Raw genomic sequence first — 15,220 nt, forward strand, 5'->3', positions numbered from 1 at the left:
TCCCAGGCACTTTGTTTTCGGACTATTGAGTGGTGATCGCGAGATGGAAAGTATCAGCCTATTGCTCGGTGAGGCTCTGAGCCCATATCAAGTTTCGTTGACCCCATCGGGCGCCCATGGCGAATGCCTGGTGACCTTGAAGAATGCGGCCGGCGCCATTGTCGTGGAACGTGCGTTCAATCAGGCGCAGTTGCGCGACAAGTGGCAACTGACGGATGTCGTCGACGGATTGCACCGCGATGTGCTGATTGCCGAAGGTCGTCTGGAGCCCTGCGTCATCGCGGCGTTGCGCAATGCGGCACAGGACAAGATCCTGGCCAATCGAAATTGAATTGCCTTGGCGTGGGAACCTTCCTGCGCCAAGGTCGTCAGACCATGTAACAGCAGGATCAAGCATTGTGCTCCGGTGCTTGTAGCTTGCTGCCACTGGTCTTTATGTAGGCCACGTTTAACCCCGAGTCGTCTCCCCACTTCTCGGGGTTTCTTTTTGCCCGGAATTTGTCATTGGCCGGCCTGCTGTTCGAAAAAGACCTTGGCTTGCTCCAGGTAATCGCGGCGCCGTTCCGGGTCGAGCCAGTCGGCATAAGCCTGGGCCAGGCGCTCGTGGGGCAGGGTGCGCAACAGCTGATTGATCTCGCTGATAGCCTGTCGGCCCTGGGGCGTATTCGAGCAGCCGATGTAGGTGGAAAGGTACCTGCCGGTGCCCTTGACCGGATAAAACACCAGCTCCTTGTCAGCAATATGTTCTTGCCGGGCCAGGTAACGGATCTCCGGCCAGTAACCCAACACGCCCAGCAAACGCCCCAGGCGCTGCATCTGCAACAGGCTGCCGAGTGCGTCGTTTCCATAATGGAATGTCAGGGTATTGGTCGGCGCCTGCTTCAACTGAGCATCGAGGAGTTGACCGTAGCTACGCTCGGCCACGGCTCCGAGTTTCTTGCTGCCGTCGGCCAGCAGCGCCGCCAGATCGATTTCGCCGTTCACCAGGAACGGCTCCAGCACCGATTGATCTTCCTGGCGCACGGCAAGGCCATTGCTCACGACCCGGAACACTGGAATGGAAAACGCGATCCACTGTTCCCGCTCCTTGCTCCAGATCAGCGAGGGATCGCAGGTGAACGATTCTTCACGCAGCATCTGCATGCCACGGGCGCGATTGACCCGCATCAGTGTGTGATCGTATTGCGGCATCCCGGCGATTAGCAGCGGCATCAGTTGATCGACCACCCCCTGGCCTTTTTCCGGGCCTTCGAAGATCGTCAGTGGCGGCAAGTCGCGCAGCAGCCAGATCAACGTGTCTTTCGGTTGTGCCCAGGCAGATGAGCTCAAACCGAGCAACAACACCAATGCAATCCGGCCGCTGGCGCGATGGATGAACACTGAAAGCAGGCGCTTCAGCTTAGATGGCTCCGTCTTCACGCAGCTTTGCGATCCGTTCCTTGTCATAGCCAAGATCGTGAAGTACCTGCGCATTGTGTTCACCCAGCTGCGGTCCGACCCATTCGGATGTGCCGGGTGTCTCAGAGAGTTTCGGCACGATCCCCGGCATCTTGAAGTCCTTGCCGTCCGGCAGCTTGGCGTGCAGGAACATTTCCCGGGCCAGGTACTGCGGATCGCTGAACATGTCTTCGGCGCTGAAGATCCGGCTGGCCGGGACGTCGGCCTGGTTCAATTGCGCAATCACGCTGTCGAGCGGCAGCGAGTTGACCCAGCGATCGATCACCCCGTAAATCTCGTCGCGACGGCTGTCGCGGCCATCGTTGCTAGCGAGCACCGGGTCGTTGGCCAGGTCTTCGCGACCGATGATCAGCATGAAACGCTTGAAGATCGCATCGCCGTTAGCGCCGATCTGCACGTGCTTGCCGTCGGCGCTGGTGTGGATGGAGGAGGGCGTGATGCCGGGCATGATGTTGCCGGTGCGTTCGCGGATAAAACCGAACACATCGAACTCCGGGACCATGCTTTCCATCATCGCGAAGATTGCTTCGTACAGCGCCACGTCCACCACTTGGCCCAGGCCGCCGTTGACTTCGCGATGACGCAGGGCCATCAATGCGCCGATCACGCCCCACAGCGCGGCAATCGAGTCACCGATGGAAATCCCGGTGCGCACCGGTGGCCGATCCTCGAAACCCGTGATGTAACGCAGGCCGCCCATGGATTCACCGACGGCGCCAAACCCCGGCTGATCTTTCATCGGCCCGGTCTGGCCGAAGCCCGAGAGCCGCACCATCACCAGTTTCGGGTTGAGCGCATGTAAAACGTCCCACCCCAGGCCGAGCTTTTCCAACACACCAGGGCGAAAATTCTCGATCAGGATGTCGGCTTCGCTGAGCAGTTTTTTCAGGATCTCCAGGCCATCCGGGTGCTTGAGGTTCAGGGTCAGGGACTTTTTGTTGCGCGCCTGGACGAACCACCACAGGGAGGTGCCTTCATACAACTTGCGCCATTTGCGCAACGGGTCCCCGCCGTCCGGGGATTCGATCTTGATCACTTCAGCGCCGAACTCGCCGCAAATGCGCGAGGCAAACGGCCCGGCAATCAACGTACCCAATTCGATGACTTTCAGACCTGAGAGCGGTTTTCCGGTGAATGGCATGCGCGATCCTGTAGGACAAAGTCGTGTGAGTAGTGCGTTTTAACATAGCCGCGTGTCAGTCGCCCAAAGTTGATGGCCGTCAATTGGTTGATTGCCTACCGCATCGGTTAGACTTGCCGCCTTTCCTCGTATCAAGAAGCCCGTTCATGGCCCAGCCGTCCACGACCTACAAGTTTGAACTGAACCTCACCGACCTCGACCGCAGCGTGTACGAGAGCGTGAAGCAGACCATCGCCCGTCACCCTTCGGAAACCGAAGAGCGCATGACCGTGCGGCTGCTGGCCTACGCCTTCTGGTACAACGAGCAGCTGTCGTTCGGTCGCGGTCTGTCAGACGTGGATGAACCGGCCCTGTGGGAAAAGAGCCTGGATGATCGGGTCCTGCACTGGATCGAAGTCGGCCAGCCGGACGCCGATCGCCTGACCTGGTGCTCGCGCCGTACCGAGCGCACCAGCCTGCTGGCCTATGGCAGCCTGCGTGTCTGGGAAACCAAAGTGATCCCGGCAATCAAGAACCTGAAAAACGTGCACATCGCCGCCGTACCTCAGGACATTCTGGAAACCCTCGCCAAAGACATGCCCCGCGTTATCAAGTGGGACGTGATGATCAGCGAAGGGACGATTTTCGTCACCGACGACCGTGGCCAGCATGAAGTGCAGTTGCAGTGGCTGAGCGGCGAACGCGGCTGATTTTTCGCCGCTTTCCCGTTTCACCCGGTTTTATCCTACGTATTCAAGAGAAGCACCTGTCACCCCATGCACATCGAACCTCGCCTGTTGCCCGACACCCTGCCATTCCTCGGTGATCTGCCGCCGCTGTTGACCCGTCTGTACGCGGCGCGGGGCGTGCTGAACGAGGCTGAACTGGATAAGAGCCTCAAACGCCTGATTCCATTCGAGCAGCTCAAGGGCATCGATGCGGCGGTGGACCTGCTGGTGACGGCGCTGGAGCAGCGTCAGCGAATCCTGATCGTCGGCGACTTCGATGCCGATGGCGCGACCGCCAGCACCGTCGGTGTGCTCGGGTTGCGCTTGCTGGGCGCGGCCCACGTCGATTATCTGGTGCCGAACCGTTTCGAGTATGGCTACGGCCTGACCCCGGAAATCGTCGAAGTCGCGCTGACCCGCACCCCGCAACTGCTGATCACCGTGGACAACGGCATCTCCAGCGTTGAAGGCGTGGCGGCGGCGAAAAAGGCCGGGCTCAAGGTGTTGGTCACCGACCACCACTTGCCCGGTGATGAACTGCCGCTGGCCGACGCCATCGTCAATCCAAACCAGCCAGGGTGCGAGTTCCCGAGCAAGGCGCTGGCCGGTGTCGGCGTGATCTTTTACGTGTTGATGGCCCTGCGCGCCCGCTTGCGCAGCCTCGGTTGGTATGAAAGCAAGCCGCAGCCGAACATCGGCGAATTGCTGGATCTGGTGGCGCTCGGCAGCGTGGCCGACGTGGTGCCGCTGGATGCCAACAACCGCATCCTCGTGCACCAGGGCCTGGAACGGATTCGCGCCGGTCGCGCCCGGCCCGGCATCAAGGCCATCCTTGAAGTCGCCAAGCGTGAGCCGGCGCGCATCACCTCGACCGACCTGGGTTTTATCGTCGGCCCACGCCTGAACGCGGCGGGGCGCCTGGATGACATGAGCCTGGGCATCGAATGCCTGCTGACTGAAGATGCCGGGCTCGCCCGGGAAATGGCCGGCCAGCTCGACGGCATGAACCAGGACCGCAAATCCATCGAACAGGGCATGCAGCGTGAAGCGCTGGCCCAGCTCAAGGATCTGCCGGTGGAATCGATGCCGTTCGGCTTGTGTCTGTTTGATCCCGAGTGGCACCAGGGTGTGATCGGCATCCTCGCCTCGCGGATGAAAGAGCGCTACTTCCGCCCGACCATTGCCTTTGCCGACGCCGGCGATGGCATGCTCAAGGGCTCGGGACGTTCGGTGCAGGGCTTCCATATTCGTGATGCCCTGAGCGTGGTGGCGGCGCAGCATCCGAACCTGATCAGCAAGTACGGCGGCCACGCCATGGCGGCCGGCTTGACCTTGCCGGAAGCGAATTTTCCGCTGTTTGCCGAAGCCTTTGACGCTGAAGTGCGTCGGCAATTGCGCGAAGAAGACCTGACCGGGCGCCTGCTGTCGGACGGCACGTTGGCGGTCGAGGAATTTCACCTGGAACTGGCCCGCGCCCTGCGCCACGCCGGGCCTTGGGGCCAGCACTTCCCGGAGCCGCTGTTCCACGGGGTGTTCCAGTTGGTCGAGCAGCGGGTGGTCGGCGAGCGGCACCTGAAAGTGGTGCTGAAAAGTGAGTGCGGTTCGGTGAAGCTTGATGGCATCGCGTTCGGGATTGACCGCGATATCTGGCCGAACCCGACCATCAAATGGGTGGAATTGGCCTACAAACTCGACCTCAACGAGTTTCGCGGGAATGAGACGGTGCAGTTGATGATTGCCCACATCGAACCGCGTTGACCCCTTCGCGGGCAAGCCTCGCTCCTACAGGACTTGTGGCGTCGCCAATCATTCGGACGCCGCCAAACCCGAGCGAGGCTTGCCCGCGAAAGCGATCTTTCTGACACCGAATCCCTCTGAACCCTCCCTAATCCGCCGTTGTCGACTAGGCTCTAAGCACTGCTTGATTGGCCTTGTGACGTCTTGTCGAATTTTTTACCCGCGGGGGCGGGTGTTGCGCCTTTTTCCTGTCACTCGTCGACTTTTCAAACAGAACCCTGGAGCCTGCCCACTGATTCGAGAGGTGCCCCATGAGTCTGCTGCTTGAACCCTATACCCTTCGCCAATTGACCCTGCTCAACCGCATTGCCGTATCGCCCATGTGCCAATACTCCAGCGTCGATGGGCTGGCCAATGACTGGCACCTGGTCCACCTCGGCAGCCGCGCGGTCGGCGGGGCCGGTCTGATTTTTACTGAAGCCACGGCGGTCACCGCCGATGGCCGCATCACCGCCGAAGATCTCGGCCTGTGGAATGACGAACAGATTGAACCGCTGCAACGCATCACCCGGTTTATCGCCGCCCAAGGCGCGGTGGCCGGTATTCAACTGGCCCACGCCGGGCGCAAGGCCAGCACCCATCGGCCGTGGATCGGCAAGCACGGCAGCGTCAAACCCGAAGACGGCGGCTGGACCCCGGTCGGGCCTTCGCCGATTGCTTTCGATCCACAGCACACCCCGCCCAAGCAACTCGATGAGGCGCAGATTGCCGAAGTGATCCAGGCCTTTGTCGAGTCGGCCAAACGGGCGCTGACCGCCGGTTTCAAAGTGGTTGAGATTCACGCTGCTCACGGTTATCTGCTGCACCAGTTCCTGTCGCCACTGAGCAATCAGCGGCGCGACCAATATGGTGGCTCGTTCGAAAACCGCATTCGCCTGGTGTTGCAAGTCACCGAAGCGGTGCGGGCGGTCTGGCCTGAAGAGTTGCCGCTGTTCGTGCGGGTATCGGCGACGGACTGGGTGGAAGATGGCTGGAACCCGGATGAAACCGTGGAACTGGCACGTCGCCTCAAGGACCTGGGCGTGGATTTGATCGACGTTTCGTCGGGCGGGACGGCGGCCAATGCGGAAATTCCTACAGGGCCGGGTTATCAGACCCGCTTCGCCGAGCGCGTGCGTAAGGAGTCCGGCATTGCCACGGGCACCGTGGGCATGATTACCGAGCCGGCGCAGGCTGAGCACATTCTGCGGACCTGCCAGGCGGACATCATCTTCCTGGCCCGGGAGTTGTTGCGCGATCCGTACTGGCCGTTGCATGCCGATGATGACCTGGGCGGGCGCAAAGCGGTGTGGCCGGCGCAGTATCAGCGGGCGACCCATCGGGACCAGCCGATTCATGAGTCTGATTTGCGGGATTGAATAACGCTGTAAAACAAAAAGCCCCGGCCGTGTTGGTCGGGGCTTTTGTGTTTCTGTGCCGGGGTTTTTTGTTGTCTGTCAGGCCGTCTTCGCGGGCAAGCCTTGCTCCTACAGGGTTGCGTCGCGCCTCAGTTACGCGAACGACACAAAACCTGTAGGAGCGAGGCTTGCCCGCGAAGGGGCCCGCGCAAACAACCACCTGATATCAGGTGTACTTACGCTTCTCCGGCGCCGGCGGGAAATACTGGTACAACCAGGTTTCACTCAGCGTCCGGTCATTGGTGCGGATAAACAATCGCAGCTCCACCGGGGCCACGCTGTCATTGGTCGGGAACCAGTCAAACGTAATCCGGTAACCCTTGATGTCATCCAGCACCAGCACGTTGAAGTCCTTCACCTCGCCATTCGAGCAGGTGACCACCGGCTCGATCGCCGCGCCTGGCGGTAAACGGTCCAGACCACCGCCGGTGAAGTCCACCGCAAAGCGTCGCGCCCAGACCTCCGGGTAATGCTCACCCGGCGCCCAGCCTTCGATAAAGCCGCCCATGCCCGAACGGGTCGCATTGACCCGCGCCAGCGGCGTGCTGACCGGCGGCAATGCGCTCCAGTACAGCTTGTAGCCGTAGTTCAGCGAATCACCGGCGGCTACCGGTTTTTTCGGCGTCCAGAACGCGACGATGTTATCCAGGGTTTCGCCGGTCGTAGGAATTTCCAACAGATCGATAGAGCCTTCGCCCCACGCGGTTGTCGGTTCTACCCACAGGCTCGGGCGCTTGCTGTACCAGTCGACGGTGTCCTGATAACTGGCGAACTCGTGATCGGTCTGCACCAGGCCGAAACCTTTCGGGTCGGTGTCGGCGAAGGCGTTGAATTGCAACGTCGCCGGGTTGTTCAGCGGCCGGCAGATCCACTCGCCATTGCCGCGCCACATGGCCAGGCGATCGGAGTCGTGGATTTGCGGGTGAATGGTGTCGCACATGCGCCGCTCGTGGGTGCCGCAGCTGAACATGCTGGTCATCGGCGAAATGCCCAGTTGTTCAATGGCGGTGCGCGCATTGATGTGGGCGTCGATGGCCATCACCACCTGGCTGGCCTGGCAGTCGATGTCGAAGCGGTAGGCACCGGTGGCGCTCGGCGAATCGAGCAGGGCGTAGACCACGAAACGGGTGCTGTCCTTGTCCGGCGTCTCGAACCAGAACTTGGTGAAGTCCGGGAATTCCTCACGCTTCTTGGCGTAAGTGTCGATCGCCAGCCCTCGGGCGGACAGGCCATATTGGCCAGAGGCATCGACTGCGCGGAAGTAACTCGCGCCGAGGAAAGACAGCACATCGTGCTTGTCCAGTTCCGGGGCCTTGAACAACTTGAACCCGGAAAACCCCAGGTCGCCGGTGAGCTGCTTGGTGTCGACCGTGGTTTTTTCGTAGTTGAACAGCGACGGGCGGAAATGCACTTCCCGGGCCTGACGGGTCTTGGGATCGACGCTGTACATGCGCACGGGCTGCTTGAAACCCATACCGACGTGGAAAAACTGCACGTCCAGCTGACCGTTCAAGTCGTTCCACAGCGAGTGCTTGCCGTCGTACTGGATCGCGTTGAAGTTCTGCGGCGTCATCGTCCCGAGGGTGGGCGGCAACACCTGCTTGGTGTCCTGATAGCGGCTGGCGGCAAGCTGCTTGGCCTGGATCTTCAGCGCTTCGAAGTCGAAGGCCTGGGCGTCACCATCAGCGGCGCCATTCCCGGCCCAGGCCCGTGTGGCCAACAGGCCAGTGGCGGACAGACCGGTATAGGCGGCGATAGCCATGGACGCTTTGAGCAAATTCCTGCGGTGCATAAGTACAACCTGTCGTGAACAATCCCGCGCCGTTCCTGGCACTGCTGGGATCAAAAATAGAGGTTCGGACATGCCTTCGGCCAAACGCAACGGACTCTAAACAGATGCCAAATAGCTTAAACCGTTCGGTCATCGAGAAAAAATGATTGGTAGCACAATGATGTTGCGGCAATGAAACAAGACATGTCCGGTAACGTTTCCCACAGTACTTTCTGTTTTATAGGGCATTTGTGCCTTTCTCGACTAATTACTCTAAAAACCACTTTTCAGCGCCGATTTAATTCCTATCCTATGGGCATAGCCGGTTTCGGCCCTTCAGGCCGGCGGGTTCAGTGCGCACCCAGCGACTGCTGAAAAAAGGAGTAGGGCGATGCGGTTTTCTGAAGTTTTCTTTGACGTATTAAAAGGACATCGTCCATGTCGAAAGTACAAGGCATCACCGAACTGTTAGGAATATTTCCGTGCCTGTCGACCGGAAGGCGTAGGCGTCGGCTCAATTCAGAGGAGATGAAGTTGGTGGAGCGGTATAGGGAGCTGTCCGAGAGTGATCGGATTGCGATGAGGTATCTGGTGGATGCGATGAGGAGTGTTTCGCGGTTTTGAGGAGGAGGGGATTGGCCGTGACGCTGGTGTTGCGGTCATATCCTACGAAGCAGTGGGAAGGAGCCTACGATGAGCGGCGGTTGCAGGTTCACACGCTTAGTATTACGTTTCTCTTCAGAGTAATACTTCAGGAGAACAACATGACGACAACTATGACCAGTAAAGGGCAGGTCACTATTCCCAAGCCTATTCGTGACGCGCTGCATCTGATGCCGGGTTCGGCCATCGAATTCAGCGTCAATGCGCAAGGTGAGGTCGTGCTACACGGCCATAAGGCAAAAACCAAAAAAACAGCCACACCAGATCGGTTCGAAGCTGCGCGTGGTAAAGCGGATATCAAGTGGCGCACTGATGATTTGATGGCGTTGCTGCGAGGTGAGGACTGATGATATTGGTCGACACGAACGTGTTGATTGATGTTCTGGAGGACGATCCCGTCTGGGCCGATTGGTCCATACAACAGCTTCGTGCTCAATCCCAGATTCATGAGTTGGCCATTAATCCGATCATCTACGCCGAGCTTTCTCATACATTTACCACCTTTGAAGCGCTGGATGATGCGGTCATTCAGCTCGGTTTGGAGATGCGGGAACTCCCGCGTCCCGCTTTGTTTTTGGCCGGCAAGGCTTTTGTTCGCTACCGGAAAGTAGGGGGCGGAAAAAGCAACGTATTGGCGGATTTTTTCATCGGCGCGCATGCCGCTGTGAAAAAGCTGCCGTTGCTGACTCGGGATGCCAAGCGTTATCGCAGCTATTTTCCGTCGGTTGAATTGATAGTGCCGACGTGAGCTCCTCGTCCTGCTACGGATAGACTTCCCAAAAGGCAATTCATGGAGGTTTTAAGGAGATGACTAACAAAAGGGGCAGACTGAGAAGTCTGCCCCTTTTGTATTTCTTCACCCTGTCTTCAACTGCAAGTACCCATGATCTTGAACGGCCTCTGGACCTGCATCAGCTCAGGCATGTCCCGCCACTTGATCCAGGCCTGATGCTGCCAGTGCAGCAGCGGTACCGAGATGCCGGCCCATTGCAACGAACTCAGGCTCGGAATGTTATCCACAGATGCCGCGCTCGACTCGCGCAGCATCGGGATGACTTCGTTGCTCAGCCATTGGCGCAGGTTGCGGTTTTCCGGGATGAAATGGTGGATCAGGAGGGCGTACATCCCTGATTCGCTGACCATCAGTGACTCGACGGTGTTGCCGCTTTTCAGCAGCCAGACATTTCGGCGCTGATCGGGATCGAGTTTAAGGGTGAGGCGTTCGTCCATGGGGCGGCCCATCAGACGACCGAGGTCGTGGACGCAGAACCAGGCTTGGTTGTCTTGCATGAGCGTGTGGAGGAAGCGGTTGTGGCGGGTGAAGACGGTTGGGGTGAAGTAAGGCAAATTTTGAGCGTGCTTAGGCATGAAGGTAACTTCCGTTTTGTTTAGGAAAGTCGCCACCAACCCTTCGACAGGTTGGGTGGCGGACCGAGTGGCGTTCGAAGTCGGGATACTTCCTGTCAAAACGGCAAAGCCGGAAGGCCCGCGCCACACGGCCCGCCATAAAGCAGAACTAAAGGCACGAAACAGCCGTAGTTCTATGGAGGGCGCGCAAGCACCGTTTTGACTTTTTCCGGCTTCGACCCCGGGTCGCTGATTTGGCAGCGACGAGGTAAAGCCTATCGTCCAGGCGCTCGCGGTGCCAAGTCTACTCTGGCGTCACGTGTTGTAGGAATTGGAGCTTTTAGCGGAAGGCTCGGTCTGTAGGAATTTCCTGTTTTTGCATGAGGCTCAGCGCCAATCGATGGTCGTCTGGTATCTCTGTTTTTCATTGCCTAGGGTCAGAGAGCGCCAATGAATTTTGGTGCTTAACGGACAGGCTTCAAAAATGGAGAATGCCTTGAAAGTATGTTTGAAACAGATAAACGGCCCTTGGGACCAGGGATGGGTGCTGGACAAGCACATGATAAGTAGTACCTTTCTAGGAGATGACGAGCGAGGAAACCCGCGATTCGATAATCTCCGTACAGAGGTAGGACAAGCGACCTACCAGCTCAAATATCAGAAGGATTGGAGTCAGGTGAGCCCTCTTGCCCAAGCTGTAGCGACCAATGTCTTGCCTAAGCTTGCTCAGGTGGGATTCGTTGTTCCTATGCCGGCCTCAAACGTTCGTGCTAGGCAACCAGTCACTGAGGTGGCCGTGGAGTTACGGCGAATAATAGGACTGCCTGTGTTCTCGGATTTACTCCGGAAGTCTGGTATGGGGCAATCGCTTAAAGATTTGCATACCAAAGCTGAAAAGGTTGCTGCTATTGGAGCAAGCTTTAGCGTCAATGATGAAATTACTAGTACTGGCTGTTGGAATGTTTTGGTCGTTGATGATTTGTTTGACAGTGGGGCATCAATGGATGCTGCTTGCGCTGCTCTGCGTAAGTATCCAAAAGTTGGAAAAATCTACGTTGCCGCATTAACTTGGAAGTGAGATAGATGACAACTGTATTTATTGCGGGCTCTATTAATATCAAGCACCTTGATCCGAAGGTTAAAGAGCGTATCAATAATATCGTTGATTCTGAGTTTGATGTCGTGGTTGGCGATGCAGGCGGAGCCGATACATCTATTCAAGAATATCTGTTAAGCCTGGTTCGATCTAAAACGACCATTTATTGCAGCGGTGCTACCCCGAGAAACAATCTTGGAGAGTGGCCGGCGAGGACAGTGGAAACCAAGCATTCTAAAGGGTCACGAGCATTTTTCACCGCGAAGGACGTTGTCATGGCTGAGGCCGCTGATTACGGCTTGATGATATGGGATGCAAAAAGCACCGGGACGCTCAGTAACGTAATAGAACTGTTGTCTCGAAAGAAGAAGTCGCTCGTTTTTGTCAATAAAGAGAAAGCTTTTAAAGTGGTAGGGAGTGTAAAGCAGCTCGAGGAGCTGATTACATTTATGTCTGATTTTGCTAAGAAAAAAGCGGATGAAAAAATAAAGCTTTTCGATCGCATATCCTTACTGAAGCACGATCAAACTGAGCTGCTGCTTTGATGGATTTCTTTCCAGTCGATATCGTTATTAACTCCCCTTTTCTCAACGCGTGAGAGAAAAGGGGAGTATTTCATCTCGGCACTTTCAACGGGGTCGGAGGCAAAATCCTTACCGACTAACCTTCCAAGCATCCCCCGCAGGCGCAGTCCCGTGGTCATACGGCTTCGCAATCCACATGTAGATCAACCCCAGCCCAATCACAATGGCCGTACTCAACACCATCGCATAGTTGATGTACCAAGCCGCATCCGGCGTACGCGGCCACGCCATGTTGATGATCGCGCCAACGCCATAAACCAGCGCCCCGATGTTTACCGGCAAACCCCACGCGCCAAGGGTGAATTTACCGCTCGGTTTCCAGCCTTTCATCCGTGCATACAACGCGGCCAACACGATCATCTGAAACGCCAGGTAAATCCCGATGGCTGCGAAGCTGACGATGGTCGCCACCGCGTCTTGCAGGAAAAATCCGAGCACGATGATCAACGCCGGCAGGACACCGGACACAAACAACGCTGCCACCGGCACTTGAGTCGTAGGCGAAATCTTCTTCAGCAACTTGCTGCCGATGACCATTTCATCCCGGGCGTAGGAGTACAGCAGACGACTCGCCGCCGCTTGCAGGCTGATGACGCAGGAGATGAAGGAAATCATGACCACGCCCATCACCACTTTCGAGCCCACTGGGCCGAAGGCGTTGTTGAGGATGGTGGTGACCGGGTCTTTGTCGGTGCCGTTGATCACGGCTTGCATGTCCGGTACGGCGAGGATCAGGGCCAGGCAGGCGAACATGGCGGAGATGCCGCCGATGTAGATGGTCATGCGCATCGCAATCGGGATTTGCTTGCTCGGGTTCGGGGTTTCTTCGGCGACGTCGCCGCAGGCTTCGAAGCCGTAGTAGAGGAACATCCCGGCCAGGGAGGCGGTGAGGAAGGCCGGCAGGTAGGAGCCGTCGATGCGGATGTCGAAGGTGTTGAACAGCACGCTGATCGGTTGGTGGCGTTCGAAGATCAGCAGGTACACGCCGACGATGACGGCGCCAATCAGCTCGCAGAGGAAGCCGAACATGGCGATCCGCGCCAGCACTTTGGTGCCACTGAGGTTGACCAGGGTGGCGAACAGCGTCAGGAACAGGGCAATGACGATGTTGGTGTTGTTGCTCGGCTCAAAACCCATCATCGCGGCCAGGTACGGACCGGCGCCGACGGCCACGGCGGCGATGGTCACGCACAGGGCGATGGAGTAGATCCAGCCGACCATCCACGCCCATTTTTTGCCCACCAGGCGCCGGGCCCATGGGTAGACGCCGCCGGAAATCGGGAATTGCGACACCACTTCACCGAAGATCAGGCACACCAGCAACTGGCCGCAACCGACCAGCAAATAGGCCCAGAACATCGGTGGCCCGCCGGCGGCGAGGCACAGGCCGAACAGGGTATAAACCCCGACGACCGGCGAGAGGTAAGTGAAGCCCAGGGCGAAGTTTTCCCACAGGCTCATGCTGCGATTGAAGTTCGAGGTGTAGCCCAGTTTGCGCAGTTGCTCGGCATCGCTGTCGGCTGCGGCGGGGGAGAGTTCGGGTAGTGCACTCATGGTCTGTCAGCTCCGGAAAATCGGCAGATTTCGGATGTCCGAAACCGTGGCGGGGCCGTTAAGGCGCTGCCCGGGTCGGTGGTTATTGTTTTGGTTTGTTTAGGGTGGAACCTGGTGGTGCAGGGTGCCGGTTTCTTCCTTGTGATTTGCGGTGAGGCCTTCGCGGGAAGCCTTGCTCCTACAGGTTTTGTGTCGTTCGCCAAACATGTGAACGACATCAACCCTGTAGGCGCGAGGCTTGCCCGCGAAGCTTTTAATGCTTGAACATCACATGCCGAACAACGGTGTAGTCCTCCAGCCCATACATCGACATGTCCTTCCCGTAACCGGACAATTTCTGACCGCCATGGGGCATTTCGCTGACGAGCATGAAGTGGGTATTCACCCAGGTGCAGCCGTACTGCAAACGCGCGGCCAGGCGATGGGCGCGGCCGACGTCCGAGGTCCAGACCGATGACGCCAGGCCATAATCCGAATCATTGGCCCAGCCCAGCACCTGCGCTTCATCGTTGAACTGGGTCACCGACACCACCGGCCCGAACACTTCGCGGCGAACGATCTCGTCGTCCTGCTGCGCGTCGGCCAACACCGTCGGTTCGAAGAAGAAACCATTGCCTTCCACAGCCTTGCCGCCAGTGATCAGTCGAATGTGCGATTGCGCCACAGCGCGCTCGACAAACCCGGCCACGCGGTCGCGGTGCTGCGCGGTGATCAGCGGCCCCAGCTCGGTCGCCGGGTCATCCTGCAAACCGTACTTGAGGGTGCTGACCGCCGCGCCGAGCTTCTCGACGAACTTTTCGTAGATGCCTGCTTGCGCATAGATGCGGCACGCAGCGGTGCAGTCTTGCCCGGCGTTGTAGAAACCAAAGGTACGAATACCTTCCACGGCGGCGTCGATGTCAGCGTCGTCGAAGATGATCACCGGGGCCTTGCCGCCCAGTTCCATGTGCATGCGTTTGACGTTGTCGGCGGTGCTGGAAATGATGTTCGCGCCAGTGGCGATGGAACCTGTCAGCGACACCATGCGCACTTTCGGGTGCGTGACCAATGGACTGCCAACCGTAGGACCACGGCCGAATACCAGATTGAGTACACCCGCCGGGAAGATTTCCGACGCCAGCTCCACCAGACGCAACGCGGTCAGTGGGGTTTGCTCCGACGGCTTGAGCACCACGGTATTACCGGCGGCCAGGGCCGGGGCGATTTTCCAGGCGACCATCATCAGCGGGTAGTTCCACGGCGCGATGGAGGCGATCACGCCCACTGGGTCGCGGCGAATCATCGAGGTGTGACCGGCCAGGTATTCACCACCGGCCGAGCCGCTCATGCAACGGCTGGCGCCGGCGAAGAAACGGAACACGTCGGCAATCGCCGGGATCTCGTCGTTCAGCGCCGCGCTGTAGGGTTTGCCACAGTTGTCCGACTCCAGTTTCGCCAGTTCTTCGCCGTGGGCTTCGATGGCATCGGCGAGTTTGAGCAGCAGCAGCGAGCGTTCCTTGGGCGGGGTTTGCGACCAGGCTTCGAAGGCGTTGTCGGCGGCCCGCACGGCGGCATCGACCTGGGCTTCGCTGGCTTCGTTGATTTCCACCAGCACACGGCCGAGCGCCGGGTTGAACACCGGTTGGGCGGGGCCTTCGCCGTCGATCAGTTGGCCGTTGATCAAGAGTTTGGTTTGCATGGGGTTGTCCTCATCGAATCTATTATT

Annotated in this window: 15 protein-coding genes; 9 read left to right on the forward strand and 6 right to left on the reverse strand. The window is 58.3% G+C overall.

The genetic code is table 11. From position 1 onward, the window contains the following. Positions 1 to 43: 43 nt before the first annotated feature. The gene (locus ACY4LX_RS06740; protein ID WP_149657442.1) at positions 44 to 331 is read left to right on the forward strand and encodes a DUF3509 domain-containing protein; all 288 of its coding nucleotides are present in this window, start codon (positions 44 to 46) and stop codon (positions 329 to 331) included. A gap of 170 nt (positions 332 to 501) precedes the next feature. Here ACY4LX_RS06740 and ACY4LX_RS06745 read toward each other — a convergent pair whose 3' ends face one another. Then, a complete protein-coding gene (locus ACY4LX_RS06745) occupies positions 502 to 1,419 on the reverse strand; it encodes a TIGR02285 family protein (RefSeq protein ID WP_463259483.1) in 918 nt (305 codons plus the stop codon). Next, positions 1,400 to 2,599, reverse strand: a complete 1,200-nt coding sequence (locus ACY4LX_RS06750; protein ID WP_149657440.1) for a CaiB/BaiF CoA transferase family protein — start codon at positions 2,597 to 2,599, stop codon at positions 1,400 to 1,402. Before ACY4LX_RS06750 ends, ACY4LX_RS06745 begins: the two co-directional genes overlap by 20 nt. Before the next feature lie 146 nt (positions 2,600 to 2,745). Here ACY4LX_RS06750 and ACY4LX_RS06755 point away from each other — a divergent pair, with 146 nt between their 5' ends. The 3 genes from ACY4LX_RS06755 to ACY4LX_RS06765 all read left to right on the forward strand — a co-directional run bounded on the left by ACY4LX_RS06755 (position 2,746) and on the right by ACY4LX_RS06765 (position 6,461). After that, positions 2,746 to 3,288, forward strand: a complete 543-nt coding sequence (locus ACY4LX_RS06755; RefSeq protein WP_010462971.1) for a YaeQ family protein — start codon at positions 2,746 to 2,748, stop codon at positions 3,286 to 3,288. A gap of 66 nt (positions 3,289 to 3,354) precedes the next feature. Beyond that, positions 3,355 to 5,064 carry a single-stranded-DNA-specific exonuclease RecJ gene (gene recJ, locus ACY4LX_RS06760; RefSeq protein ID WP_463259484.1) on the forward strand — a complete coding sequence of 570 codons (1,710 nt, stop codon included), beginning with the start codon at positions 3,355 to 3,357 and terminating at the stop codon, positions 5,062 to 5,064. Between the two features lie 290 nt (positions 5,065 to 5,354). Then, positions 5,355 to 6,461 carry an NADH:flavin oxidoreductase/NADH oxidase gene (locus ACY4LX_RS06765; RefSeq protein ID WP_149657438.1) on the forward strand — a complete coding sequence of 369 codons (1,107 nt, stop codon included), beginning with the start codon at positions 5,355 to 5,357 and terminating at the stop codon, positions 6,459 to 6,461. Between the two features lie 205 nt (positions 6,462 to 6,666). Here the strand turns inward: ACY4LX_RS06765 and ACY4LX_RS06770 are convergent, their stop codons facing one another. Then, positions 6,667 to 8,292, reverse strand: coding sequence for a glucan biosynthesis protein D (locus ACY4LX_RS06770; RefSeq protein ID WP_149657437.1), 1,626 nt, complete (start codon positions 8,290 to 8,292; stop codon positions 6,667 to 6,669). A gap of 417 nt (positions 8,293 to 8,709) precedes the next feature. Here ACY4LX_RS06770 and ACY4LX_RS06775 point away from each other — a divergent pair, with 417 nt between their 5' ends. The 3 genes from ACY4LX_RS06775 (at position 8,710) to ACY4LX_RS06785 (ending at position 9,682) form a co-directional block, all read left to right on the forward strand. Continuing rightward, positions 8,710 to 8,895 carry a hypothetical protein gene (locus tag ACY4LX_RS06775; protein WP_213939850.1) on the forward strand — a complete coding sequence of 62 codons (186 nt, stop codon included), beginning with the start codon at positions 8,710 to 8,712 and terminating at the stop codon, positions 8,893 to 8,895. Positions 8,896 to 9,035: 140 nt separating this feature from the next. Continuing rightward, positions 9,036 to 9,281, forward strand: coding sequence for an AbrB/MazE/SpoVT family DNA-binding domain-containing protein (locus ACY4LX_RS06780; RefSeq protein ID WP_463259485.1), 246 nt, complete (start codon positions 9,036 to 9,038; stop codon positions 9,279 to 9,281). Next, on the forward strand, positions 9,281 to 9,682 hold the full coding sequence (locus tag ACY4LX_RS06785) for a type II toxin-antitoxin system VapC family toxin (protein ID WP_463259486.1): 402 nt from the start codon (positions 9,281 to 9,283) through the stop codon (positions 9,680 to 9,682). The genes ACY4LX_RS06780 and ACY4LX_RS06785 overlap by 1 nt, the downstream gene beginning before the upstream one ends. A gap of 119 nt (positions 9,683 to 9,801) precedes the next feature. On the opposite strand, the gene ACY4LX_RS06790 is transcribed toward ACY4LX_RS06785, so the two are convergent. Further along, positions 9,802 to 10,302, reverse strand: a complete 501-nt coding sequence (locus ACY4LX_RS06790; RefSeq protein WP_463259487.1) for a BRO-N domain-containing protein — start codon at positions 10,300 to 10,302, stop codon at positions 9,802 to 9,804. Positions 10,303 to 10,765: 463 nt separating this feature from the next. Here ACY4LX_RS06790 and ACY4LX_RS06795 point away from each other — a divergent pair, with 463 nt between their 5' ends. Beyond that, positions 10,766 to 11,359, forward strand: coding sequence for a ComF family protein (locus tag ACY4LX_RS06795; protein ID WP_463259488.1), 594 nt, complete (start codon positions 10,766 to 10,768; stop codon positions 11,357 to 11,359). Positions 11,360 to 11,364: 5 nt separating this feature from the next. Continuing rightward, positions 11,365 to 11,922, forward strand: coding sequence for a hypothetical protein (locus tag ACY4LX_RS06800; protein WP_463259489.1), 558 nt, complete (start codon positions 11,365 to 11,367; stop codon positions 11,920 to 11,922). Between the two features lie 108 nt (positions 11,923 to 12,030). Here ACY4LX_RS06800 and ACY4LX_RS06805 read toward each other — a convergent pair whose 3' ends face one another. Both ACY4LX_RS06805 and ACY4LX_RS06810 read right to left on the reverse strand, forming a co-directional pair. After that, positions 12,031 to 13,515, reverse strand: coding sequence for an APC family permease (locus tag ACY4LX_RS06805; protein ID WP_149657434.1), 1,485 nt, complete (start codon positions 13,513 to 13,515; stop codon positions 12,031 to 12,033). A 253-nt stretch (positions 13,516 to 13,768) separates the two neighbouring features. After that, positions 13,769 to 15,193: a gamma-aminobutyraldehyde dehydrogenase gene (locus ACY4LX_RS06810; RefSeq protein ID WP_463259490.1), complete on the reverse strand. Its 1,425-nt coding sequence runs from the start codon at positions 15,191 to 15,193 to the stop codon at positions 13,769 to 13,771. Between the last annotated feature and the right edge of the window lie 27 nt (positions 15,194 to 15,220).

It is taken from the genome of Pseudomonas sp. Emmai (assembly GCF_055179735.1).

Bases quoted from the DNA above. Each gene is read 5' to 3' on its own strand.
- ACY4LX_RS06740 (WP_149657442.1), top strand. From the start codon at position 44: ATGGAAAGTATCAGCCTATTGCTCGGTGAGGCTCTGAGCCCATATCAA.
- ACY4LX_RS06750 (WP_149657440.1), bottom strand. From the start codon at position 2,599: ATGCCATTCACCGGAAAACCGCTCTCAGGTCTGAAAGTCATCGAATTG.
- ACY4LX_RS06755 (WP_010462971.1), top strand. From the start codon at position 2,746: ATGGCCCAGCCGTCCACGACCTACAAGTTTGAACTGAACCTCACCGAC.
- recJ (WP_463259484.1), top strand. From the start codon at position 3,355: ATGCACATCGAACCTCGCCTGTTGCCCGACACCCTGCCATTCCTCGGT.
- ACY4LX_RS06765 (WP_149657438.1), top strand. From the start codon at position 5,355: ATGAGTCTGCTGCTTGAACCCTATACCCTTCGCCAATTGACCCTGCTC.
- ACY4LX_RS06770 (WP_149657437.1), bottom strand. From the start codon at position 8,292: ATGCACCGCAGGAATTTGCTCAAAGCGTCCATGGCTATCGCCGCCTAT.
- ACY4LX_RS06775 (WP_213939850.1), top strand. From the start codon at position 8,710: ATGTCGAAAGTACAAGGCATCACCGAACTGTTAGGAATATTTCCGTGC.
- ACY4LX_RS06780 (WP_463259485.1), top strand. From the start codon at position 9,036: ATGACGACAACTATGACCAGTAAAGGGCAGGTCACTATTCCCAAGCCT.
- ACY4LX_RS06785 (WP_463259486.1), top strand. From the start codon at position 9,281: ATGATATTGGTCGACACGAACGTGTTGATTGATGTTCTGGAGGACGAT.
- ACY4LX_RS06790 (WP_463259487.1), bottom strand. From the start codon at position 10,302: ATGCCTAAGCACGCTCAAAATTTGCCTTACTTCACCCCAACCGTCTTC.
- ACY4LX_RS06795 (WP_463259488.1), top strand. From the start codon at position 10,766: ATGGAGAATGCCTTGAAAGTATGTTTGAAACAGATAAACGGCCCTTGG.
- ACY4LX_RS06800 (WP_463259489.1), top strand. From the start codon at position 11,365: ATGACAACTGTATTTATTGCGGGCTCTATTAATATCAAGCACCTTGAT.
- ACY4LX_RS06805 (WP_149657434.1), bottom strand. From the start codon at position 13,515: ATGAGTGCACTACCCGAACTCTCCCCCGCCGCAGCCGACAGCGATGCC.
- ACY4LX_RS06810 (WP_463259490.1), bottom strand. From the start codon at position 15,193: ATGCAAACCAAACTCTTGATCAACGGCCAACTGATCGACGGCGAAGGC.